We start from the raw sequence: 24,859 nt of genomic DNA, 5'->3' as shown, positions 1-24,859 counted from the left end.
TTGTATTCAACCGGATTTGATATTACTCCTTACTCCTTACTCCTTACTCCTTACTCATTACTCATTACTCATTACTCATTACTCCTCAGTAATACGATAACTAATTACCCGGATTCTATATTAGGGGGGATGGAGAGCGCGGGACTTCCCGCCAGGGAAGTTAAAATGCGTATTAGCTAAGTCCTAAATTTAGTCATCATGCAATCTGAATTCAAATAATGTAGTTTTGATTTTTACATGAGCGGTAATTTTCTGATGGTAAGTGGGTATTATTATATTATTTGGAACTCGTTGGTTGAGTAAAATTTGATTTTTACATGAGCGGTAATTTTCTGATGGTAAGTGGGTATTATTATATTATTTGGAACTCGTTGGTTGAGTAAAATCAGCTTAAACGCTAAGAATAGTTAACCTTTCAAGTCAAGACATGGAGCCTATAAATGTGTAGTGTTTTTGGATAATCAAGCATCCAAATTTCCGACTAATTTATCGGGAAGTAATGTTATGAATAAATTACTGAATTGCTTAATTATTTCTACCATTTTCCAATAACTTAGTCATCATGGAATCTGAATAAAAATAATCTAGTTTTGATTTTTACACGATCGGTAATTTTCTGGCAGTAAGTGGGTATTATTATATTATTTGGAACTCGTTGGTTGAGTAAAATTTGATTTTTACATGAGCGGTAATTTTCTGGCGGTAAGTGGGTATTATTATATTATTTGGAACTCGTTGGTTGAGTAAAATCAGCTTAAACGCTAAGGATAATTAACCTTTCAAATCAAGACATGGAGCCTATAAATGTGTAGTGTTTTTGGATAATCAAGCATCCAAATTTCCGACTAATTTATCGGGAAGTAATGTTATGAATAAATTACTGAATAGCTTAATTATTTCTACCATTTTCCAATAACTTAGTCATCATGGAATCTGAATAAAAATAATCTAGTTTTGATTTTGACATGATAGATAATTTTCTGAGGGGAAGTGGGTATTATTATATGAGTGGAACTTTTTGGTTATAATTAACCTTTCAAGTCAAGACATGGAGCCTATAAGTTTGTAGTGTTTTGGGATAATCAAGCACCCAAATTTCCGACTAATTTATCGGGAAGTAATGTTATGAATAAATTACTGAATTGCTTAATTATTTGTACGATTTTTCCATAATTTAGTCATCATAAAATCTGAATTCAAATAATGTAGTTTTGATTTTTACATGAGCGGTAATTTTCTGATGGTAAGTGGGTATTATTATTATATGATTTGAACCTTTTGGTTGAGTCAAATCAGCTTAAACGCTAAGGATAGTTAACCTTTTAAGTCAAGACATCGAGCCTATAACTGTGTAGTGTTTTGGGATAATCAAGCATCCAAATTTCCGACTAATTTATCGGGAAGTAATGTTATGAATAAATTACTGAATTGCTTAATTATTTGTACCATTTTCCGATAATTTAGTCATCATGTAATCTGAATTCAAATAATGTAGTTTTGATTTTTACACGATCGGTAATTTTCTGATTGTAAGTGGGTATTATTATTCTATGAGTGGAACTCGTTGATTCAGTCAAATCAGCTTCAACGCTAAGGATAGTTAACCTTTGAAGTCAAGACGTCAAGACTATAACTGTGTATTGTTTTTGCATAATCTCTATGCAAATTCTAGACTAACTTATGGAGAATTAATGTTATGAATAAATTACTGAATAGCTTAATCATTTGTACCATTTTTTTAGGTATTAGCAAACCAGCTAAAGCGATGCCCATTCAATTCTTTGGGGAAGATTTGGACGCTAACATGGGAGCTAACAGTAGTTTTGTACCTAATGGCAATGCTGTTGATGCCCAGAATGATTTTCTGAGTAGACTGTCTGATATCAATACCGCAGATTTTGAGAGTTCCACACTAGGAGTTTCCACCCATAGACTCTCCTTTGCAGGCAGTACCGGTACAATTGAAGGTATATTGCGTTCAAATCGTGGTAGCTATGTGTCAAACGGTTCTAGTGGGGCTTTTCCAACTTCTGGTAGTCAGTTGTGGGGGTCTGGCAGTCGATTCTCAATCGAGTTTGAGACGCCTATCGTAGCTTTGGGGTTCTTTGTTCAAGATATTGAAGTAAATCCCCTTAGCCTGCAACTAGATCTAGTCGGAGGTGGCACTAAAGACATTTTGATTCCTTCAACAGTCCGAGCACCTAATGGAGGTCTTACTTACTTTGGGTTCATTGATAAGGATCAGCCTTTTACCCGTGTCACCTTTCTTGAGCCGACAAGGGGTGATGGATATGGCTTTGATGATATAACAGTTGCAGAGCAAGTGCAGAGTGTACCTGAACCTTCAACCATTCTAGGCACATTTATGGCATTAGGTTTCGGTGCATTACTCAAGAAGAAAGGTGCCAAGAAAGATAATTGAGTTGACTCTCTCAAAACACGAGGATTTTTGTTAACAACAAATGTTAATAGGAAGTCAGAAGTTTGACTACTTTTTCTATCACTCATCATTTCTCCTGACTCTTACAGGACTTACGCCGAACTGCCATATCTATCGTAGAAACCGGGTTTCTTTGCGTAAGTCCTATTAAAATAATGTAGTTTTGATTTTTACACGATCGGTAATTTTCTGATTGTAAGTGGGTATTATTATTATATGAGTGGAACTCGTTGATTCAGTCAAATCAGCTTCAACGCTAAGAATAATTAATCTTTGAAGTCAATACATCAAGACTATAACTGTGTAGTGTTTTTGGATAATCAAGCATCCAAATTTAAGACGAATTTATGGAGAATTAATATTATGAATAAATTACTGAATTGCTTAATCATTTGTACCATTTTTTTGGGTATTAGCAAACCAGCTAAAGCGATGCCCATTCAATTCTTTGGGGAAGATTTGGGAGCTAACAGTAGTTTTGTACCTAATGGCAATGCTGTTGATGCCCAGAATGCTTTTCTGAGTAAACTATCTGATACCAGTACCGAAGATTTTGAGAGTTCCACACTAGGAGTTTCCTCCCATAGACTCTCCTTTACAGGCAGTGCCGGTACAATTGGAGGTGTATTGCGTTCAAATCCTGGTAGCTTTGTGTCAAACGGTATGAGTGGGATCTTTCCCACTTCTGGTAGTCAGGTGTGGCAGTCTAACAGTCGATTCTCAATCGAGTTTGAGACGCCTATTGTAGCTTTGGGATTCTTTGTTGAAGATGTTGAAGTAAATCCCCTTACCCTGCAATTAGATCTAGTCGGAGGTGGCACTAAAGACATTTTGATTGATTCAACAGTCCGGGCACCTAATGGAGGTCTTACTTACTTTGGCTTCATTGATAAGGATCAGCCTTTTACCCGTGTCACCTTTCTTGAGCCTACAAGGGGTGATGGATATGGCTTTGATGATATAACAGTTGCAGAGCAAGTGCAGAGTGTACCTGAACCTTCAACCATTCTAGGCACATTTATGGCATTAGGTTTCGGTGCATTACTCAAGAAGAAAGGTGCCAAGAAAGATAATTGACTCTCTCAAAACACTAGGATTTTTGTTAACAACAAATGTTATAGCGCTACGCGCTAGGGAACAGGGAACAGGGAATAGGGAACAGCAGACTTTTAAAGGCTTTCAGGATTTAGAAATGCCCTAACCTGAATGCGTAGTGCTATAATAGGAAATCAGAAGTTTGATCACCTTCTCTATAACTCATCATTTCTCCTGACTCTTACAGGACTTACGCCGAACTGCCATACCTAGTAGGGGCGAATGGCATTCGCCCTCTACAGATAACGTATTGTCTAAGAATTTGCGTAAGTCCTGTCTTAGAGTAGTTTATCCGCCTTGAAAATCATTACAAGATTTGGAGAAATATCCCGAAGTTATTGAACAAATGCGTTAGTCTTCCAGGAAGAATTTACAGTAGCTCAATAGTGCATTATATCCTTGGGCGCCGGTTAATCTGGTAAAGAGTCAAAACTGATTGATTATTGCGATCGGTTAATTACTTACAGGAGCATTTTCAGCATTGCGCAAATCAAAAATTTTCATTAAAAATTGGGGAAATAGAGTTGCTATACATTAAATTAAAAAAAATTCTTATCCACAGAAAATAAAGGGAGAAATATAGATGGAAAATTGGTTGAAGAAAGGTTTTTTTACGGTCGTTTCTGCTACTGCTTTAAGCTTAGGTCTAGCAGCAGAAGAAGCTCAGGCACTAGGTGTATATACCTTGAGTGATACAATTACTCAGAGTGGTGATACACTGCAATATGACTTTCAGGGGTTGCCCCAAGCACTCCCAGGTACAGAGTTATATATGCGGTTGTTTACCAATACTACGCCCCTTAGCGGGATTGATATTGATGGCAACTGGGAATATTTCGATCTATCTTTAGATGGAGTAATGGTGGGAAGGTTTTCCTGCGCCGATCCCTTACCTTCAAACACCGCTCCCAACTTTATGATGGACTGCCTGCCCGAGTCCTTTAATAACCACCAAATATTTAACCACCAACTTGCCCTTTCGGAACTGGGATTGAACTTGGCTTCACTGGTGGGTGATGGTGAGCTTCAAGCAGAGTTGGCTTTCAGCTCTGGGGTGAACTGGAACTCTTCATCGGGTGTGGATGAGGTGCATATGGAGATCAAGTATATGGAACAAACTCCCGAACCTAGTCTCATAATAGGTTTTATTACATTCGGCGGTTTTCTGCTAGGGAGCAGAAAAAAGACCAAATCCTAAACCCCCTAAAATCAAAGCTTTACAGAAGCTATATCAACACAAAGCGATACCTGGCACTTGCCTGTATCAACAAAAGAAGGCTAAGGCACGGGAAAGCGCCAAAAGAGTTGATATAATAATCACCAAGGTGTGTTAAAGCAACATTCGTGAGGCGAGGCGTAACGCACCGTTTTTTTTTACCGTTTTTTTCAACCATTTTTTATATAGCAGGGAACAGGGAACAGGGAACAGGGAACAGTTAGAAAAACATTTCCCAGTCTAAGGTTCATCATCAGTCCATGTCCTAAGCAACTCTTTCTCAGCTATAGTAAAGGAGTCTTTCTGTCTCCAGAAAGGAAAGAGAAAAAAACGAACCCTATCAACGATGAAACCTGACAATGAGGCGATCGCTCTTTGATAAACAGAAATGGTAGAAATGTCCGCAGCGAGGGGGCGGGGAAAACTAGAAGTCTAAGGGAGATAAATTTTAACCCCCCGAAGCAATCCCCAAAGCTACGAGAGATTGCTTTCCGTTCCGGAATGCGGAGCAAACGCTGTCGCTCGCAATGACGAGGTGGGATGGCAATGACGACGTGGAAATGTCCGCAGCGAGGGGGCGGGGAAAACTAGAAGTCTAAGGGAGATAAATTTTAACCCCCCGAAGCAATCCCCAAAGCTACGAGAGATTGCTTTCCGTTCCGGAATGCGGAGCAAACCCTGTCGCTCGCAATGACAAGGTGGGATGGCAATGACGACGTGGAAATGTCCGCAGCGAGGGGGTGGGGAAAACTAGAAGTCTAAGGGAGATAAATTTTAACCCCCCGAAGCAATCCCCAAAGCTACGAGAGATTGCTTTCCGTTCCGGAATGCGGAGCAAACGCTGTCGCTCGCAATGACGAGGTGGGATGGCAATGACGACGTGGAAATGTCCGCAGCGAGGGGGTGGGGAAAACTAGAAGTCTAAGGGAGATAAATTTTAACCCCCCGAAGCAATCCCCAAAGCTACGAGAGATTGCTTTCCGTTCCGGAATGCGGAGCAAACGCTGTCGCTCGCAATGACGAGGTGGGATGGCAATGACGACGTGGAAATGTCATTTGAATAATCATATTTCAAACTATTTCTGGGTACAAATCTTTCCACTCCAAATTTATACTATTAATTAAATTAATTTTTTTCTGTCGAGAACCAGCTTTAATCTGTTTTTCACGAGCGATCGCTTCGGAAGGATTTTCATACATTTCAAAATAAACTAATTTATTAATATTATATTTTTTGGTAAATCCTTCTACTAATTTTGATTTGTGTTCATAAACTCTCCTGATTAAATCGTTGGTTACACCTGTATAAAGGACTGTATTACGCTTATTAGTCATTATGTAAATATAATATTCTTTTGTCATAAAGTATTGCTGAAAAAATGGGGGATTTAATAATTATAAAATATAAAACAATCCCTTGTCATTCCGCAAAGTTACTAGAGGTTGCTTTCCTTTCCTGCGGAATGCTACGCAAACGGAATGCTCCGCAAACGCTTCGCTCGCAATGACGAGGTGAAAATGTCATTGTCAGGGGGGTGGGAATGACGAGGTGGAAATGTCATTGCGAGGGGGTTGACAAAACTACAAGTCTATGGTCTTACATTAAACCCCCCGAAGCAATCCCCAAAGCTCCTAGAGATTGCTTCCCTCCGGTCGCAATGACGAGGTGAAAATGTCATGGCAAGGGGGTTGACAAAACTACAAGTCTATGGTCTTACATTAAACCCCCCGAAGCAATCCCTCAAGCTTCTAGAGATTGCTTCCCTCCGGTCGCAATGACGAGGTGAAAATGTCATTGTCAGGGGGATAGGAATAAGGAGGTGGAAAAGACGAGGTGAAAATGTGATTGCGAGGGGGTTGACAAAACTACAAGTCTATGGTCTCACATTAAACCCCCCGAAGCAATCCCTCAAGCTTCTAGAGATTGCTTCCCTACCGCTCGCAATGACGAGAGAGATTGCTTCCCTGCCGCTCGCAATGACGAGGTGGAAATGTCATTCTGACTCCTGACTCCTCCTTAAAGCTATAGTAATAAAAAGTCTTACTTATTGCTTCTTTATCTATGAATATTAAACGTCGAGAATTCCTCCTATTTTTTGGAGCAAGTGCCGGAACAATTGCCCTAAGTTCTTGTCAACAACAATCTTCAACTCCAGTCACCCAAAAATCTCCAATAAGTACCAGTTTAACCAATAATATTAACTTCCAACCAGTCAAAAGCCCAATGCCTTTGGCAACCACTAATCAAGAATTTAAAATAGATAATTATACCACATACGAAGTAGTAGATGATTTAATTATTCCAGAAGGTTTTACCTACGATATTATTGGTTCTTGGGGTGACAAAATAGGAGATTCCCGTTTTGGCTACAATAATGATTATCTTTCCTATATTGAAACAGGAGAAAATGAAGGATTATTAACCATAAACTTTGAATACATTAGCCCCTTAACTTGGGTAACAACTTATCAAAAAGTTATTGGTAAATCTTTGCCATTTTTAGAGATGGCAGCAGCATTTCAGCAAGCAGCAAAATCTGGTATTTCTTCTCAAGAATTATTAGAAAAAAGTCCTCTGAAAAAACAAATAATTACAATTGCTAAAGAAGCAATGATCGATATGGGAATAGGTGTTATTTCTATTCGTCGCGAACCCGATGGCAAATGGGTAAGAACAAATTCAAAATTTGACCGCCGAATCACAGGAATTTCAGGATTAGAAGACGAACGTTATTTAAAATCAACAGGACCAGCAGTTGCAGTATTTAAGAAAAAAGGTAAAGGTTATGATGATAAATTAGGCGATCGCATCATTGGTAGTTTTAGTAATTGTGCAGGTGGTACTACACCCTGGGGAACAGTCTTCAGTGCCGAAGAAAATTTTCAAGCTTATGTAATTGAACCAGTTTATCCTGATGGTACTTCTGTTAACCCCACTCAAGGAAACTCTGTATTTATCGGTGAAAAAGGAGTATTTGGTCTGGGAAGTGCATTTGGTTTAGCAGGTAATAAATATGGTTGGATGGTAGAAGTAGATCCAGCTAATCCCGATGACTATGGTACAAAACATACTTGGTTAGGTCGTTATCGCCATGAAGCAGTTGGTATTAGAGCAGAAGCAAATCAACCTTTAGCTTTTTATTCTGGATGCGATCGCCGTAGCGGTCATCTATATAAATTTGTCAGTAAAGATACTGTCAAAGACCCCACCGACAAATCTAACTCCCAACTATTGACAAATGGAATGTTATATGGTGCGAAATTTAATTCCGATGGTACGGGTAGTTGGATTCCTTTAAAAGAGGACACCCCCGTTAATCCAGGTTTACCAAGTGTCCATATTAACGGTATGATTAATTTGCCCCAAAGACCAGAAGGTGGTAGCTTCAAAGCCACAAAAGATAGACAAATAGAGGCTTTTAAACAAAAATATAAAACCTTGGGGGACTTATATGAAGGAGACCCCGAAGCAAAACAAGGAGCAATTCTCATAGATGCTCATTTAGCTGGTAATGCTGCTGGCGTTACTTGTACCGCCCGTCCCGAAGATACCATAGTCGCCAAAGATGGCAGTCTATTTATTGCTTTTACTTCTGGATATCCGAGTAAATCCGATGGTAGTCCAGACAAACGTATATTCAAAGGTCCAGATGGTGAAGCTTATGAATATGGCTGGATTATGCGTTTAGTAGAAGACGGCGATCGCCCAGATGCCATGACATTTCGTTGGCAAATGTTTGCTACAGGAGGAGAACCAAAAGATGGTGGACTAGGATTTTCTAATCCTGACAACCTAGAGTTTGATAACAAGGGTAATCTCTGGATGGTAACAGATATGAGTACCAGCAGACATAATAAACCAGTACCTGAGAATCGCATGGGTGAGGATGGCAAACCAATGAACCAGGGAAGTCTTATTGGTTTATTTGGTAATAATTCAATTTGGTATATTCCTACTTCTGGCCCTAATGCGGGAGAAGCTTATTTATTTGGCATTGGACCAACAGAAACCGAAACTTGTGGGCCGTTCTTTACCAAAGATGGGAAAACTTTATTTGTGGCAATTCAACATCCAGGAGAAAAAAGTGGCATCCGTCAAGATATGGCCTCAGAAACTCGTCAGTTTGCCATGAAAACAATAGATGGTTCAGATTTTATGCAAAATCGTACAGTGCCCATGGGTTCTAACTGGCCAACTAAAAAAGTTAACGAGCCTCCGAAACCTTCAGTGGTAGCTATTCGTCGCTTAGATTCAACATCGATTACCTAGTGCTGCTAAAAAATTCAAAATTCAAAATTCAAAATTCAAAATTCAAGCCTTATTGTTTAGTAAGGCTTTTAGGATTTTCTAACTGGTCAGTTATTTCTGCCATTCTGCACTAGATTTATGGATGTAGGAGTCAGGAGTCAGAATCAATCAGAATCAATTGGAATTATAGAGGAGGTAGTTGTCAGAACTTAAATAAAAATTGAAAAACTGAAAAACGATAAGTGGTTATACCAGTCGAAGCAAAGGTTAGGACGCATCAAAAGCCTAAAACCCAGGCAAAGCAGGATTTTTCTTTCTGCCTCCCCCCTTTCAAAGCTATGCTTTATAAACATCTTTCTCTTTTCATAAAACTTGACAACATAGACAAGTTATGTTGAAGTCTTGAATCGGCTTTTTCAGGAGAAAAGAGTATTTTTCAATACACTTTTTTATCAATGTAGACAGAATTCTTCCTCCCCCTCCTCCCCCTCCTCCCCCTCCTCTCCACCCTCCCACAAGGGTTTCAAGAGTTCCTTATAAGGGATAGCTTATCAAGGGGGGTAGGGGGGATGCATAAATGCCTTTTGCTATAAAAGCTGGTAGTTAGATAAACATAGTTTTCTAATTTGTTCAATTATTTTAATTTCATATTTGACTACCAGTTTATTCTAAAATCCTTTCCTATATCTGTTTTTGGCTTGTTTTATGAAAAAAGACTTTGAAAATAAGGGTTGCAAATTATCAGATTAGGTGTAAAATTTGGCACGAGAGTGTAACTTTTTCCGAGCAAGCAAAATCTAATTTCTAAAGTGAGATTTTAAACTCATTATTAAGAAATATAGCATATAGACAAATTAACTAAATTGTGATAGAGAGAAAGGAACAATGCTTGAGCTGTTAGTAAAGAAATTCTCATGTCTTCCTCAAAGACTGGAAATTAAATTACAGCAATGCTCGATGGGTGAACCAGTCTCTAAAACGGTTAAGCTACTTTGAAAATAGAAAATTAAAGAGCCTCAAAAGTTAACTCACTGAGTTCAATAGGGTGAAATTCCTGGACTGAGACGCTACCTCTAGACACATAAGAACCTATGTCCAAGCCTCTGTAATATGGCCAAGCAGAAATTGAATCAGGGAGATAATCCTGTAAAGAGGAAAAGAAAAAGTAGTCCCAAATGTCTTTGACCATGGGATGGAGGAGCCAGTGCCTGGGGCGGGTATCCCGACAATCATGCAACTGGCGTGGTGTTGTAGTTCACCCAGTCAGGAGAAGACCTGCAAAATTAAAGATATGTCTTATGTGACTATATTTTAATGAACTATTACCTAGCTGATTCCAAATTGGTGTGAGGAGTGGTAAAAATATGAAAAAACTTATCTGGAATACTTTTAAACACAGTCCTGGTGTCTTTAGTGTGGCATTATTGATGGCAGGGTCGGCGATCGCTACAGAGACTTCTCCAAAAAATGGAGAGTCCCTAAATCAAAACTTGCTTCAAGCAAATACAACAATCTCTTCTCCCCTAGAGATTGCTCAAGTTTTTGATAGTCGTCCAATGCCAATGGATGATCCTTCACTGACACCTGTAGGATTTTCAGACTTGGAAGATGGAGAGTACATGGATCAAGTAACATCCGTGACTCAATTATCTGATGTACAACCTACAGACTGGGCTTTCCAAGCTCTACAATCCTTAGTAGAGCGTTATGGCTGTATAGCAGGTTATCCTGACGGTACTTATAAGGGAAATCGCGCGATGACTCGATTTGAGTTTGCCGCAGGTTTAAATGCTTGTTTAGATAGAATCACAGAATTAATTGCTGCTGCAACTTCAGATTTAGTAACAAGGGAAGACTTGGCAGTTTTACAAAGACTACAAGAGGAGTTCGCAGCAGAATTAGCTGCTTTGCGGGGACGAGTTGATTCTCTCGAAGCCAGAACAGCAGAATTAGAGACCAATCAGTTCTCTACTACAACAAAACTCAATGGTGAGGTATTGTTCTGGTTGAGCGATACCTGGGGAGAAAGAGCAGCAGGTCGTGGGACCCCACAGAGTGATGATGACAAAACTGAGGCGACTTTGGCTTATCGGGTTCGTTTAAACTTTGATACCAGTTTTACTGGAAAAGACCGTTTGAGAACTCGTTTACAAGCTCGTAACGTTCCGAATTATAGTGGTCGAGATTTGACGAATAGTTTGATGACTCGTCTAGGTACTGACGATGATTTGGATGACGATTTTGCGATCGATAAGATAGCCTATCGTTTTCCTTTACTAAATGGTAGAGGCCAAATCGAGTTAGCGGCTAATGGTTATGGTTTGGATGACTTCATGGGACCTATTACACCTTTGGAAAGTAGTGGTGCTGGTTCTATTTCAAGATTTGGCCGATTTAACCCTACTTTCTATCGCGCTCCTTCTGATGCAGGTTTTAAATTTGCCTATACCCTTAATGATGCAATTAAGGTGACAGTTGGTTATGCTGCACCAGATGCAGAAGACCCGAGAGAAGGTAGAGGTGTTTTTAATGGTGGTTTCAGTGGATTTGGCCAGGTTAGGTTTGAGCCAAACGATCGGCTAGCTTTTCAAGCAGGTTATGTGCGTAGTTACCATACCAAAGGAGATGTCAACTTAACTGGAAGTACAGGTGGTTTTACAGGTAGAGATCCTTTTGGTGGTGTAGGAACTAGCGCAGATAATCTCAACTTTGAAGCCCAATGGTTGGTTACTAATGGCTTTCAATTAGGTGGTTGGTTCGGTGCCTCCTTTGCTCGTCCTGAAGATGACGATGATACAGACGATATCACCATTATTAATGGTGCTTTGACCTTAGCTTTCCCAGACCTACTCAAAGAAGGTAGCTTGGGAGGTATTATCGTTGGTGTACCACCAATTGTTACTGATGGTGGTGATGATGATTCTCTGAAAGACGATGATACTTCTATTCACATTGAGGTACTTTATCGCTTCCAGATGAATGACAATATTGCTATTACTCCTGGTTTATTTGTGATTACTAATCCTAATCACATTGAGGATAATGAGACTCTCTGGGTTGGTACAGTAAGAACTCAATTCAGATTCTAGATTTTTAGTTTGAGAGTAGAAAATTAAATAGCAATCAGCCATCAACGAATTGTTGATTATCAAAACTTTGGCATTTATACCCGCACTCTACTGAAGAGAAATGTCGGTATAAATGCCAATTAATCTTCCCTTTAACACAAATATGGCTGCCTGGTTAGCCGTTTAATACCAATTCACTTTAAATATTTGACAAATAGTTTCCAACTACATAAGTGATAAGTAAAATAATTTCCTGAAATTTATTGAGCGCGTCAAAGTTTTGCAGCTCTACAAGACCTTAATACATGAATGTATAACTTACCCCTCTAGGGACAGAATTGGTATAGTTCGTAAATTTATAAACTAATTTTATACCTCTTAGGATTGTATCAGAAATTCTAATACTCAAGATAGTTGCACTATGGTGGAAGAGATGCTAACGTATCAGATAAAAAACATATTCTAAATATATCTAAACTATCTAACCAAGACTTTGGGTCTACTTGTGATGGTATGTAGATGTATGTGTCTTTATTTAATTGTTGTTAAACTAAAAGACTATATTTAACTAGCTATCAGCTTTTAGCCCATACGCTATTAGCTTTTTGACCTTTGGTTTAAATCCCCGGTTTCTATAAACCGGAAAGTTTAGGAGGGGTAACAGTCCCCTTTCCGTTCCGGAATGCTCCGCAAACGCGCACATTTACTGCTGAGTGCTGACTGCTTTTTTAATGTATAGCGCTGTGCTCCGGCAACAGGCAACAGGAAACAGGCAACAGGGGGAATAAATTGCCGATAATATAAGACTTTTAGCTATTTAGCCCCTCCTGCAATTTGTAAATATACCAGCGCTCATTGCTATATTTTTAGTAGGATAGGTTTCGTGCCAAAAATACTAGGAAAATTTAAACATTATCGAGCATAAACTCTATTCGCTTATGCCATACTATTTCCTTAGAGAATCAAGGAACTTCATCCTCTAAACTCAATGGGATGTAATTATAAATAGCTATTTAAAAGTTAAACTTAGCTAATATAATAGCACTAAAATTCTGTTAAAAAAAATCAACTGGAACAATCAACAGTTTAATCTACTCTACTCTAGGCAGTAGATTTGTTGAGCAAGGGCACAATAGTTTCCTAGTTTAATTAAAAGGTGTGAGGAGAGATCGATATGACCAAAATAATCCAGAATGTTCTCAAGCGAACTCCTGGTATGTTCAGTGCAGCTGCCTTATTAATGGCTAATTCGGCTTTAGCTAATCAGGTTTCTGTAGAACAACTAGCTAATGCTCAAAATATCAATACTAATACTAATACAACTACTCAGTTACCTGTAGAAGCCCAAAATGATACTGCTAATGATACTGCTTCAGAACAGGAATTACCAGTAGATACTCGCTTGCAAAAACTGAAAGACCCCTCTCTACAAATTCCAGGAGCTGAGTTAGAACAAGTTGACCCGATGGGACAGGTAACATCTGTGTCTCAATTGTCAGATGTACAACCCACTGATTGGGCATTTCAAGCTTTACAATCTCTGGTAGAACGTTATGGTTGTATCGTAGGTTATCCAGACGGTACTTACAAAGGAAATCGCCCAATGACTCGTTATGAGTTTGCAGCAGGTTTAAATGCTTGTTTAGAGAGAATTACAGAGTTAATTGCTGCTGCAACTGCAGATTTAATAACTCGTGATGATTTGGCGGTTCTGCAACGACTTCAAGAAGAGTTTGCTGTAGAGTTAGCAGAGTTGCGTGGTCGTGTTGATGCTCTTGAAGCGAGAACAGCAGAACTTGAAGCGAATCAATTTTCTACAACTACTAAGCTTAATGGTGAAATTCTATTTTGGCTGACTGATACTTGGGGAGAACGAGCAGAAGCACGTGGCGAACCACAAAGTGAAAATGATCGAACCGAAACTGCATTAGGTTATCGGGTTCGTTTGAACTTTGATACTAGCTTTACAGGTAAAGACCGCCTCAGAACTCGTTTACAAGCAAGAGATATTCCTAACTGGAGTGGTCGGGATCTAACTAATACCCTAATGACTAGATTGGGTACAGATGAGAGCGACCCTGACGATACTGTAGTTCTAGATAATTTGGTCTACGAATTTCCAGTGCTGAACGAGAAAGGTTATGTAATAGTGGGTCTTAATTCTATAGACCTTGATGACTTTATGCCTGTACTGAATCCATTTCAGAGTAGTGGTTCTGGTTCTGTTTCTCGCTTTGGAAGATACAATCCAACTTTTTATCGTGGACCTGCGGATACAGGAATCAGCCTTCAATATGCTTTTAACGATAAATTCCTAGTTACAGGAGGTTATGCAGCACCAGAATCGGAAGATCCCAGGGAAGGCAGAGGTTTGTTTAATGGTTCATTTAGTGGTTTTGGTCAGGTATTGGTTGAACCAAACGAAAGTTTGGCTTTTAGCATTGGTTATGTGCGCAACTACTTTAGGAATGATGATGTTAATTTAACCGGAAGTACGGGTAGTTTTACAGCAAGAGATCCTTTTGATGGTGTTCCCACGACTGCGGATCAACTAGGTTTGGAAGCTCAGTGGAAGCTGAATGATCGTATCCAAATTGGGGGTTGGTTTGGCACAACTTGGGCACGACCAGAAGAAAATGACGATGATGATGATGATATTACGATTATTAATGGTGCGTTGACTATAGCGTTTCCTGACTTGTTTAAGAAGGGTAGTCTAGGGGGAATTATTGTTGGTGTACCACCAATTATTACTGATGGTGGTGATGATGATGAATTGAAGGACCCAGATACTTCGGTGCATATTGAGGTATTCTATCGTTATGCACTGAATGATTTTATCGCGATTACACCTGCTTTGTTTGTGATTACTAATCCTAATCACGATGAGAATAATGAGACTCTCTGGGTAGGTAGTTTTAGAACTCAATTTAGGTTCTAGAAAGGTAGGTTAATTAACTGTCTGTATATATAAAGTGGGGGCAAGAAGTAATTTATTCTTTCCCTACTTTTTTCTTATTTATTAATTTGACTAATATTATGTTCGGTTGAATAGTTATGATTAAGATATAGATGGAAGAGATATCTCAAACCCCTGAGATTGCTTTCCTTAAGGAATGCTGCGCAAAGCTTCCACCGAGTGTAAGTCACCATGACTTTATAATTAGTGTTTATCCGAACATGATATAATATCATGTCCGTTAGTATCGTTGGCGTTGGTAAATCAAGGGATGAAACTTTAAAAGTAATGTGTTTCTAATACCTTTAAATATTTAACTAGAGTAAGTGATGGGTATCACCCCTAATAGAAAATCATCCCACCAATTACCAACGCCGTATCGTTTGTGTAAAAAAAAATTGGGGAAATATCTACCGTCATGTAAGGTTTTCCCTTCTATCGTAGGGGCGAACGGCCGTTCGCCCCTACTTTTTCCCTACCTTCTCTATACAATACCGATGCTACCGGACATGATATAAGAAACAAGCTCAACACCCTCTCGAGTAAAGAGGATAAAAAAGGAAATTTCAGATTTTCTTGCCTCCGGAACTTCAGCGAGAGGAACTTATAACGGATAACTGATAACGGATAACTGATTCAAGGCATACGCCAAATTTTAATAGTTTCATCTAAACTGCCACTTACTAAGGTTTTACCATCAAAAGTAATAGCAAGAGAACTTATTTCTTCTGGATGACCCAAAAATGTGTGTAATTTTTCTTCGGTAATTGTATTCCAAATAGTAATCTTGTCACCTCCAATAACTATTTTTCGGCTATCAGCACCAAAAACCAGAGCTTCAACTGCACCTGTGTTTGCTGCGATCGCACTTTCCTCTTCTCCTGTATTAAAATCCCATAGTCTAACGGTACCATCATTACTCCCACTAGCTAAGGTTTGATTATCTGGACTAATGGAGATCGCATTAATTGCCTGAGTATGTCCTTCTAAAGTTTGTCTGCGAGTACCCGTACTTAGATTCCACAATTTAATAGTACCGTTATTACTACCAGTAACTAAAATTGTGCCATCTCGACTAAAAGCTAGAGCATTTACTTCATATTCCCTATCTGGTCTCAGAGTAAGCATTCGACTACCTGTTTGGATGTTCCACAACTTCATTAATCGATCGCTGCCAACACTTGCTAATGTCTGTCCATCAGGACTAATGGCAACTGCATTTATTTGACCATCATGGGCTAGAATATCTTTTAATGGTTTACCACTTCTGAGATTCCATATTTTGATAGTTTTGTCTGCACTACCACTTACTAATATTTCTCCATTAGGACTTATTGCCAAAGTAGTTATTTTATCTGCATGAGCATCTCGAATATTGTTTCTTAGTTCCCCTGTCTTGAGGTTCCAAATTTTGATTGTTTTTAAGCTACCACTGGCTAAAGTTTGACCATCTGGTGTTAGGGCGATCGCATTTACTTCTCCGATATAACCACTTAAGGTCTTTTGTAAAAATCGACTACTGTTTAAACCCCGCAATAAAAAAACTGGATTACTAGGAAAAATTCCGTAGCGCCAAAAGCCATAAAATTGAAAAGTTGCTACTGCTAATAAAAACATTGTCAATCCTACTATTAAGTTATTTATCAAGTTAATTCTTGACTTAGTTTTTGACTTATTACTTGATATTTTTGTACTTGTTTTTGTACTTGTTTTTGTTTTTACTTGTGTATTAACTTTCTGCCTAGCTTGAGTTTTTTCTGTTGGTAGTTTTGTATTTTCCTTAGTTAAACGACCTGTTTGAGCAGCAGTAGAAATGCCAGAATTATCAATTGCACTATTTTCTGTTTCTATATCTGCCAGACACTGCAAAATCATTGTGGTTGTTTGAGGTCTATTACCAGGAAAAGGTGCCATTAAATAATCTATGACATCTTTAAATTCTGATGATATATGAGGAGAATATTTGTGCCATTGCAGTTTTCCCGAACGTGGATTTTCTGGAAAAGCTGTTGGGGGCTTACCTGTTAATAAATATACAAAAGTACGTCCTAGAGCAAAAAAATCTGATTGAGGTACTGCTTTGCCATTCGTTTGCTCTGGAGCAGTATATCCTGGAGAAACAATGCCTGTAACATTTTGGCCTTGATTTACTTTCACTATGTAGGTCTCAGATACCTCTCTCACAGTGCCAAAATCTATCAACACCAACTGGCCATTTTGTTTCCGCATGATGTTGTGGGGCTTAATATCTCGATGGAAATAATTTTGGTCGTGAACTTTGTCCAATATTTCCGATAATTGTATTAGCCAATCCATTGCTTGAGTTTGATTTATTGGCCTATGGCGACGACTCTTCATCCAGTCCATTAAATTCGAGCCGTCGATAAATTCCATTACTAGACAATGTAGAGGATCTTCACTGTCTGCTGGGAAGAATGTAAAATAACCATCTTCTTCTATTTTAGGAATTCCAGGATTTCGTAAACTGATAAGTACCTGTGCTTCCTGCTGAAACAGAGAGACGGCTTTCGGATGACTTTTCAGTAATACTTTGAGAACTTTTTGTACCCCTTGATCTTCTACAAGATAAGTTTTGCCAAAACCTCCCCCCCCAAGAGGTTTGATAATACGATAGCGATTTTGCAGCAGCAATTCAGAGCCACATTGGCAACAGATATCTCTACCAGCATTTAATGGATCGGAGGGGTTGGGGCAATTGGGATTAAGGCAGTAACTCACAGAAGCCAGATACCCAGATTTGTACAGCTTTGCTTTATTACACTATAGCTTGAAGTGGTTTAATTTTACACTCTTACTACAATATTATTCATTTTTACAGATTTTTTGGATTTAATATAGGTGTTTTTATAATTTTAAGTTCCAACCAGCGATCGCCATACAACTCCATCCTATTATAAATGCTAGTCCGCCTATGGGTGTAATGGCTCCTAACCATTTTATCCCGCTTAGACTCAGGGCATATAAACTACCGGAAAAAATTGCTATTCCCGCAATAAAGGCATATCCAGCAATAACCATTAAAGATTGGGGTAGCTCTTCTATTGTTAATAGAAAGGCTACTATTAATAATGCTAAGGAATGATACATTTGCAGACGAGCACCTGTCTGAAAAATATCCAGGGAGTATTGAGTTAGCTTTTCTTTCAAAGCATGGGTGGCGAAAGAACCTGCTACTACAGATAAACCTCCTAACATAGATGCTATTACTAAAAAAATCTTAGTCATCATTTTTTTACTCCCTCTTTAATATGATAGTAATTCTACTTTCTGCTATGAATTCTTATCTTTTGGACTCAGTTTCTAGCTTGCACATTTTATGCTGTAATTTATCAACATAAAAACTACTCTACAACTACTATTTTTTTTATTGAATTTTTTTCAGTAAAATCATAGCTTACTATATTCATAACTTTCACAATTTTAGTTATTAAATTTTCTGATATTTGAATTACAAAATCAGTAAATTACTATGTATTTTGGTATATTTAATGTCTAATTCAACCAAATTTTTTATTACTAATTTTTTTTACTTATAACAGTCAAAGCAAAGGGCGTGGACATATAAAAAGCCTAAAACCCAGACAAAGGAATATTTTTCATTCTGCCCCCCCCTTTCAAAGCTATGCTTTATCAACATCTTTCTTAAGATAAAACTTGACAACATAGACAAGTTATGTTTAAGTCTTCAATCGGCTTTTTCAGGAGAAAAGAGAATTTTTCAATACACTTTTTTATCAATGTAGACAGGATTCTTACGGACTATCCTCCCCATCCTCCCCACCCTCTCCACAAGGGTTTCAGGAGTTCCTGATCAGGGATAGCTTGTCATTGGGGGGTTGGGGGGATGCTTTCTGTCTTTTGCTATAACTAAAGATTAAGGCATAAAACCTCTCCATTCCTGGAGAAAAAAGCGGTCGCCAAGGGTCCCAGTCCGTAGGATGGGATGGATAGGTTACCTAACCATATCCAATTGACCAAGAGAAGAAAAAAAATTTTTTTAGTCAATACTCTTCTCGAGCGGGAGAGGTAATTCTTAGTTATTAATTATTAATTATTAATTATTTAAGAATAGCTTCTAGTAAACTAGAATAATAAAAACTGCTGCTGTTCATTGCTTGTCTTTGAATAGAAAAACCATTACTTTCAATAATTTTGATAATATCCGCTTCCCGATGCTGATAAGCACGAGTCGTTTTACTTGGCCCAGGAAATAATTCTCCCACTTTTTTCAATATAGTTAAACCTAAAGTTTTTGGTGCAAAGCTAAGAATTAACCGTGACTGTGCTAGAGACATCAAATGATTAATCATAGCTGCAACTTGCTCAGTAGGATAATGGATCAATACATCTAAACAAACAACTGTATGATACTTACCACTTAAAGCTTCTAAGTCTTGAGCCACAAAATTCACATTATCTACACTAATTAAACTAGATTTGGCACGTTGATATGCCTCGGATACCATTTTTTCTGATATATCACTACCATAAATAACTGCTCCAGCTTTAGCTAAGGGAATACTTAAACTACCAACTCCACAACCAGCATCACATATTGATAACCCTTGTAAATTATCATCTGCTTTTAGCCAACTGAGGACAGTATCTACAGTTTGCTGATGTCCTTTCCTAATATCTAATTGTACCTTGTTTACTTGGCCATCTCCATAAATTCTGCGCCATCGGTCAAAACCAGTTGAGTTAAAATAATCTCTGACAATTGTTTTATCGTCTGTTTTTGTCATTTCTTTACTTAATGTTATAGTGATTCTCAAGTAAACTTATCAAACTTTATATTATATCAAAACTGACTTTTATATTATAGCCATCAAGAAATTATTCGTGAGAAAAAACTGTAGGGGTTTAGTCTCCAAATCCCTTAGCGCTTTGGTTTGGAGACTAAACCCTTACGATCAAATCTTACAACCTATTTAGGATTTCTATACCAATTGCTAATAAGCAGCCCATGAATGGGATATTAGAAACTTAACTTGATTATTATGCCTTACTTTGGGGCACAAAAATTGTCACTATTAAAATTTGATTGCCCAACTCAGTTCTGAGAAATGCTTAACAAACTAAATTTCTTGACTTTTATTACTACAACCTGTATAATGCATATTTTTTACCAGCTCATGCCGAAAAGTTGCGAGTTGGTGCTGGTATAGCTACGACTTTAACTCTTTCTTTGTCTAATCAAACAGTTGTAGAGTTTAGTTCTCCTGAAGATATTTAGGATGTTAGAATTTCTGTAGTTAAAGGTTCTACTGGAGAAAGATGGGCAGAGTTTTATGGAGCGCGTATTAGTCAAACTCAGACTTTAGTAGATGCAATTAATTTACTCAAGTTAAATGAAGTTGATGGTGTGGTTTTTGATGTTCCTGCTCTTCAATATTATTTACATAATCATCCTCAAGATAGCTTGAAGTTCTCTCCAGTTTATTTTGCTAGTGAAGCTTATGGTTTTATAATCTCTCCTGAGAGTCCTTTTCTCAACAATCTTGATATTAAACTTTTAGAAATGCAGGAAAATGGCAAGATTAAAGAGATAGAGTCTAAGTGGTTATCTAAGAGTAAGGGAATAGGGAACAATAATTAATAATTAATAATTAATTATTATCCAAAAATTAGGTCTAAAGCTTCCCCTTGAAAGGGGACGAAAAAAATAGCGGATTAGTATATAGTTTTTCTGAGCAGTTTTATCTTGATTATAGTCGAGATTAAATACTGCTATACAAGAATTTTGACATGGATAGCTCACAGAGATTTTGTTACCGATACACGGATTATTAAGCTGTTTTGTCTCGTTCATAATCAAGATTAAATATAGTATTAATTAATCATTCTCGAAAATTTTTATTATCTGTAAATTGACGATATTCGGCTGTGCTAGACATAGATTTTGCCAGGAATAGCTCACACAGATTTTGCCACGGATACACGGATGATTAAGCTGTTTTATTTGGGTTTTACTCTAGATTAAATAGAGTATTAATTAACCATTCTCAAAAATTTTTATTATCTGTAAATTGACGATATTCGGCTTTGCTAGACACAGATTTTGCCACGGAGCAACGGATGATTAAGCTGTTTTTTCTCGCTCATAATCAAGATTAAATATAGTATTAATTAACCATTCTCGAAAATTTTTATTATCTGTAAATTGACGATATTCGGCTTTGCTAGACATAGATTTTGCCAGGAATAACTCACACAGATTTTGCCACGGATACACGGATGATTAAGCTGTTTTATTTGGGTTGTACTTTAGATTAAATAGGGTATTAATTAACCATTCTCGAAAATTTTTATTATCTGTAAATTGACGATATTCTGCTGTGCTAGACATAGATTTTGCCAGGAATAGCTCACACAGATTTTGCCACGGATACACGGATGATTAAGCTGTTTTATTTTGGTTGTACTCTAGATTAAATAGGGTATTAATTAACCATTCTCGAAAATTTTTATTGTCTGTGAATTGACGATATTCTTCTATATATTCACGAATAAAACGCCGTAATTCTTGATGGAATTTATTTTCAAAGGTAAGTTTTGCATTTTGCGGATCGCTATAATTTCTAGCATTTTGATACTCCCCATCTTTTCTGACTTTTTCTGGCAACTCTTCTAATAAAAATTTCCACACTTTATCCTCATTTTGCCAGGTAATACTACCACCGAAGCGATTATTAAATTCTTGGATTATTTGACTGATTTTATCTGACTTGTTTTCAGAATTTCCCCTAACAATATTTTCGGCAACTGGAGACAAGGTATTTTCCCTATTTAAACTAATACTTTGACTTCCTAAAAGCTCTATTCGATAACTTTCAATATCCACACTATTAATAATTCCTGCTGACGAATCAGAATTATCTAATTTTGGGAGCTTATTAACTAATAATTTCAGAAAAGCATTTAAACTTTCCCAATAAGAATTTTTAAAACTTTTCACCTGCACCAAAAATTGATAATTTCTCACAAAACTCCTACCCTTATTCTGAAAATCTATTTTTTCCTCCTCCTGAAAATTATTCTGATAATTTTCCACACAACTATCTAAAACTGACTCCCAATTTTCCCGCGACTCACTACTCAAAAACCTCGTCATAAATTCCTGTACATCTTCTGAAGAATAAATCTGAAAGTTTGCCAAACTATCCTCTAAGTCATGGAGGCGATCGCTATCTGTTTCTTCACTTAAAATAGTAGTTTTATAATAAGGTTCAAAAGCTTTCTGAATTTCATCAGCAGAATTAACAAAATCCAAAACAAAAGTATCATATTTACCCTCAAAGGAACGGTTTAACCGAGACAAAGTTTGTACCGCCTTTACATCAGACAAAATCTTATCCACATACATAGTATGTAACAACGGTTCATCAAAACCAGTTTGATATTTATTTGCCACAATTAAAAATTTATATTTATCCTCCTTAAAAACTTCTGTTATCTGGTTTCCAGAAAATCCATTCATAGAATACTCATCTTCTTTTTTGCCATCTATTTATTTACTGCCATAAAAAGCAACAACAGTTTGATATTCAGAATTTATTTTTCGCAAATATTTGTCAAAAGCAAACTTATAATTAATCGCACTTTTAATACTATTACTAACAACCATTCCCTTAGCTTTTCCATTAATTTTTCCCTGAGAAATTACCTTTAATAAAAAATGTTAAATCATCACCTCTGCCTTTTTGGCAATACTCTCTGGATGCTCCTCAACATATTTTTTTCATCGCTTTTTTGCCTGTTTAATATCAAATTCCGGGTCATCTATAATTTTATTCTCTAACCGACAATAGGTTTTGTAAGTCGTATAATTATGCAAAACATCCAGAATAAATCCTTCAGCGATCGCCTGTTTCATCGAATAACTATGGAAGGGATAAAATTTTCCATCTGCAGGATTTTTGACACCGAATAATTCTAAAGTTTTATTTTTCGGCGTGGCAGTAAAGGCGTAATAGTTGGCATTTCGGTAAGGTTTTTGCGACTCAATAATTGGGATTATTTGATCTTCCGTGGTTTCCTCTGCTTCCGAATCTTTCTTGCTCAAAGATTCGGTCATCTTTGCTGCACTTTTGCCCGTTTGACTGGAGTGCGCTTCGTCGATGATAATGGCCAATTTTTGATCAGCTAAAGATTTAATTTCCTCGACGATGTAGGGAAATTTTTGCACCGTTGTAATAATAATTTTGCTGCCTTTTTCCAAAGCTGACTTTAATTGTTTACTGCCTTCGGTAATTGCTTCGACGACTCCGGCGACTTGAGCGAATTATTTAATATTTTCCCGAATTTGTTTGTCTAAAATTTTGCGGTCTGTCACGACTAAGACTGAATCGAAAATTGTTTCAGTCTGGGTAATATTTTGCAGTTCGACGAGTTGATGACTCAACCAGTTTATAGAATTACTTTTGCCGGAACCTGCGGAATGTTGGATTAAGTAGCGGTTGCCGACGCCTCGGTTTTTTGTATCTTTTAAAAGTTGTCTTACTAAGTCGAGTTGATGGTAGCGCGGGAAGATTAGTTTTTCCTTTTTGACTGTTTTTTTGTCTCTATCTTTACTTTCCTATTCTGTGAGTTGAGCGTAATTTTCGATGATGTTGCTGAGAGTTTCTTTGGCTAAAATTTCTTTCCACAAATAATCTGTTTTGATGCGGTTGGGGTTGGGGGGGGTTGCCTGCTGTATCGGGAAAAGGTAGAGCGGAATTTGATTTTTTGCCTTGGTTGAATGGTAGGAATTTTGTATTTTTGCCGTCGAGTTTTGTTGTCATCCACACTTCGTTAGTGTCGAGGGCGAAATGTACTAAGCAACGTTTAAATTGAAATAATAATTCTCTGGGGTGGCGGTCATTTTTATATTGGTTTATGGCGTCTTGAAAGTTTTGCCCGGTTAGTTGATTTTTTAGCTCGAAGGTAATAACTGGTAAACCGTTTATAAAAATTACTAAGTCGAGGGAGAGGTTATGTTTTTCTTTGTATTTGAGTTGCCGGGTAACTGAAAAAATATTTTTTTGGTAATTTTGGATAGTGTCGCGGTTGAGTCGGGAAGTGGGGAGCTTATAGTAAAGTTCGAGGCGAGTTTCTCCAGTTTTGATACCTTGGCGTAATATATTGACTATACTTTTTTCTTGGATTTGGCGGTGGAGGCGTTCATAAAGTTTTGTCTCCCAGTTGGTGCCATAGTAGTTAGAAATTTCGGTTAATTTTTCGGGTTGGGTATTGTGGAGAAACTGGGAAAGTTTGGGAATATCGAGACAGTAAGTGCGGTGATAGTCTGTGGAGTTGCCTGGAGAATATTGGGAGTCTTGGATGAGACTTTGGTAGATGATATTTTCGAGACTTTTTTCAGTAATTTCGGGAGTCATTTTAGTTATTAGTTAAATGTAGGTTGGGTTGAGGTACGAAACCCAACATTTAGATAATTTGGCAGTTGTATTTATATATTATGTCGGAAAGTTTAGGTTGGTTGGAGAAAGGAAAAATTTGAGATTTACCTATTTTGCAAAAGTGGAAAATTCAGGAGTCATATCTATACTATGTCGGCAAAATTGAGGTTGGTTGGAGAAAGGGAAAATTCCCGATTTATCAATTTGGCAAAAGAGGAAAATGCAAGAGTCGTGTCTATATTATCTCGGCAAAATTTATCTCTGCTGGAGAAACGGGAAATTCTGCATTTATCAATTTGACAAAAGAGGAAAATGCAAGAGTCGTGTCTATATTATCTCGGCAAAATTTATCTCTGCTGGAGAAACGAGAAATTCCCGATTTATCAATTTGACAAAAGAGGAAAATGCAAGAG

14 protein-coding genes and 1 pseudogene are annotated in these 24,859 nt (G+C 37.6%); 8 read left to right on the top strand and 7 right to left on the bottom strand.

What is annotated here, in order from left to right; translation table 11 throughout:
• Positions 1-1,696: 1,696 nt before the first annotated feature.
• The 3 genes from F6K40_RS26025 to F6K40_RS26015 all read left to right on the top strand — a co-directional run bounded on the left by F6K40_RS26025 (position 1,697) and on the right by F6K40_RS26015 (position 4,733).
• A complete protein-coding gene (locus F6K40_RS26025; RefSeq protein WP_293140002.1) occupies positions 1,697-2,422 on the top strand; it encodes a PEP-CTERM sorting domain-containing protein in 726 nt (241 codons plus the stop codon).
• Positions 2,423-2,803: 381 nt separating this feature from the next.
• A complete protein-coding gene (locus tag F6K40_RS26020; RefSeq protein WP_293140001.1) occupies positions 2,804-3,517 on the top strand; it encodes a PEP-CTERM sorting domain-containing protein in 714 nt (237 codons plus the stop codon).
• Between the two features lie 601 nt (positions 3,518-4,118).
• Positions 4,119-4,733: a PEP-CTERM sorting domain-containing protein gene (locus tag F6K40_RS26015; RefSeq protein ID WP_293140000.1), complete on the top strand. Its 615-nt coding sequence runs from the start codon at positions 4,119-4,121 to the stop codon at positions 4,731-4,733.
• 1,089 nt (positions 4,734-5,822) lie between these two features.
• Here F6K40_RS26015 and F6K40_RS26010 read toward each other — a convergent pair.
• Complete coding sequence (locus F6K40_RS26010; RefSeq protein WP_293139999.1) at positions 5,823-6,113, bottom strand: GIY-YIG nuclease family protein; 291 nt, start codon at positions 6,111-6,113, stop codon at positions 5,823-5,825.
• Positions 6,114-6,813: 700 nt separating this feature from the next.
• On the opposite strand from F6K40_RS26010, the gene F6K40_RS26005 reads away from it, so the two are divergent.
• The 3 genes from F6K40_RS26005 to F6K40_RS25995 all read left to right on the top strand — a co-directional run bounded on the left by F6K40_RS26005 (position 6,814) and on the right by F6K40_RS25995 (position 15,009).
• Positions 6,814-9,021: a PhoX family protein gene (locus F6K40_RS26005; RefSeq protein ID WP_293139998.1), complete on the top strand. Its 2,208-nt coding sequence runs from the start codon at positions 6,814-6,816 to the stop codon at positions 9,019-9,021.
• 1,343 nt (positions 9,022-10,364) lie between these two features.
• A complete protein-coding gene (locus F6K40_RS26000) occupies positions 10,365-12,089 on the top strand; it encodes an iron uptake porin (RefSeq protein WP_293139997.1) in 1,725 nt (574 codons plus the stop codon).
• A gap of 1,153 nt (positions 12,090-13,242) precedes the next feature.
• Positions 13,243-15,009 (top strand): iron uptake porin, encoded by a 1,767-nt coding sequence (locus F6K40_RS25995; RefSeq protein ID WP_293139996.1) that lies wholly within the window; start codon positions 13,243-13,245, stop codon positions 15,007-15,009.
• Positions 15,010-15,663: 654 nt separating this feature from the next.
• On the opposite strand, the gene F6K40_RS25990 is transcribed toward F6K40_RS25995, so the two are convergent.
• From F6K40_RS25990 to bchM, 3 genes are all read right to left on the bottom strand, one after another.
• On the bottom strand, positions 15,664-17,766 hold the full coding sequence (locus F6K40_RS25990; RefSeq protein ID WP_293139995.1) for a serine/threonine-protein kinase: 2,103 nt from the start codon (positions 17,764-17,766) through the stop codon (positions 15,664-15,666).
• Between the two features lie 126 nt (positions 17,767-17,892).
• Positions 17,893-18,276, bottom strand: a complete 384-nt coding sequence (locus tag F6K40_RS25985; RefSeq protein ID WP_483143777.1) for a DUF423 domain-containing protein — start codon at positions 18,274-18,276, stop codon at positions 17,893-17,895.
• A gap of 830 nt (positions 18,277-19,106) precedes the next feature.
• Positions 19,107-19,793: a magnesium protoporphyrin IX methyltransferase gene (gene bchM / locus F6K40_RS25980; RefSeq protein WP_293139994.1), complete on the bottom strand. Its 687-nt coding sequence runs from the start codon at positions 19,791-19,793 to the stop codon at positions 19,107-19,109.
• A 620-nt stretch (positions 19,794-20,413) separates the two neighbouring features.
• Here bchM and F6K40_RS25975 point away from each other — a divergent pair.
• Positions 20,414-20,647 (top strand): type 2 periplasmic-binding domain-containing protein, encoded by a 234-nt coding sequence (locus tag F6K40_RS25975; protein ID WP_375340602.1) that lies wholly within the window; start codon positions 20,414-20,416, stop codon positions 20,645-20,647.
• Positions 20,648-21,448: 801 nt separating this feature from the next.
• On the opposite strand, the gene F6K40_RS25970 is transcribed toward F6K40_RS25975, so the two are convergent.
• The 3 genes and pseudogenes from F6K40_RS25970 to F6K40_RS25960 form a co-directional block, all read right to left on the bottom strand.
• A complete protein-coding gene (locus tag F6K40_RS25970; RefSeq protein WP_293139993.1) occupies positions 21,449-22,528 on the bottom strand; it encodes a type I restriction enzyme subunit R domain-containing protein in 1,080 nt (359 codons plus the stop codon).
• A 261-nt stretch (positions 22,529-22,789) separates the two neighbouring features.
• Positions 22,790-23,581, bottom strand: a pseudogene (locus F6K40_RS25965) (DEAD/DEAH box helicase family protein).
• A gap of 37 nt (positions 23,582-23,618) precedes the next feature.
• Positions 23,619-24,425 (bottom strand): type I restriction endonuclease, encoded by an 807-nt coding sequence (locus tag F6K40_RS25960; protein ID WP_293139992.1) that lies wholly within the window; start codon positions 24,423-24,425, stop codon positions 23,619-23,621.
• A gap of 134 nt (positions 24,426-24,559) precedes the next feature.
• On the opposite strand from F6K40_RS25960, the gene F6K40_RS25955 reads away from it, so the two are divergent.
• A complete protein-coding gene (locus F6K40_RS25955; protein WP_293139991.1) occupies positions 24,560-24,838 on the top strand; it encodes a hypothetical protein in 279 nt (92 codons plus the stop codon).
• The last annotated feature ends 21 nt before the right edge of the window (positions 24,839-24,859 follow it).

Origin of the sequence: Okeania sp. SIO3I5 (genome assembly GCF_010672085.1) — a bacterium.
Classification (GTDB): domain Bacteria; phylum Cyanobacteriota; class Cyanobacteriia; order Cyanobacteriales; family Microcoleaceae; genus Trichodesmium.
Note: the sequence above shows the minus strand (reverse complement) of the source record. Positions and strands in the feature narration are given on the sequence as shown.

Bases quoted from the DNA above. Each gene is read 5' to 3' on its own strand.
- F6K40_RS26025 (WP_293140002.1), top strand. From the start codon at position 1,697: ATGAATAAATTACTGAATAGCTTAATCATTTGTACCATTTTTTTAGGT.
- F6K40_RS25970 (WP_293139993.1), bottom strand. From the start codon at position 22,528: ATGAATGGATTTTCTGGAAACCAGATAACAGAAGTTTTTAAGGAGGAT.
- F6K40_RS26010 (WP_293139999.1), bottom strand. From the start codon at position 6,113: ATGACAAAAGAATATTATATTTACATAATGACTAATAAGCGTAATACA.
- F6K40_RS26015 (WP_293140000.1), top strand. From the start codon at position 4,119: ATGGAAAATTGGTTGAAGAAAGGTTTTTTTACGGTCGTTTCTGCTACT.
- F6K40_RS25985 (WP_483143777.1), bottom strand. From the start codon at position 18,276: ATGATGACTAAGATTTTTTTAGTAATAGCATCTATGTTAGGAGGTTTA.
- F6K40_RS26020 (WP_293140001.1), top strand. From the start codon at position 2,804: ATGAATAAATTACTGAATTGCTTAATCATTTGTACCATTTTTTTGGGT.
- bchM (WP_293139994.1), bottom strand. From the start codon at position 19,793: ATGACAAAAACAGACGATAAAACAATTGTCAGAGATTATTTTAACTCA.
- F6K40_RS26005 (WP_293139998.1), top strand. From the start codon at position 6,814: ATGAATATTAAACGTCGAGAATTCCTCCTATTTTTTGGAGCAAGTGCC.
- F6K40_RS26000 (WP_293139997.1), top strand. From the start codon at position 10,365: ATGAAAAAACTTATCTGGAATACTTTTAAACACAGTCCTGGTGTCTTT.
- F6K40_RS25995 (WP_293139996.1), top strand. From the start codon at position 13,243: ATGACCAAAATAATCCAGAATGTTCTCAAGCGAACTCCTGGTATGTTC.
- F6K40_RS25960 (WP_293139992.1), bottom strand. From the start codon at position 24,425: ATGACTCCCGAAATTACTGAAAAAAGTCTCGAAAATATCATCTACCAA.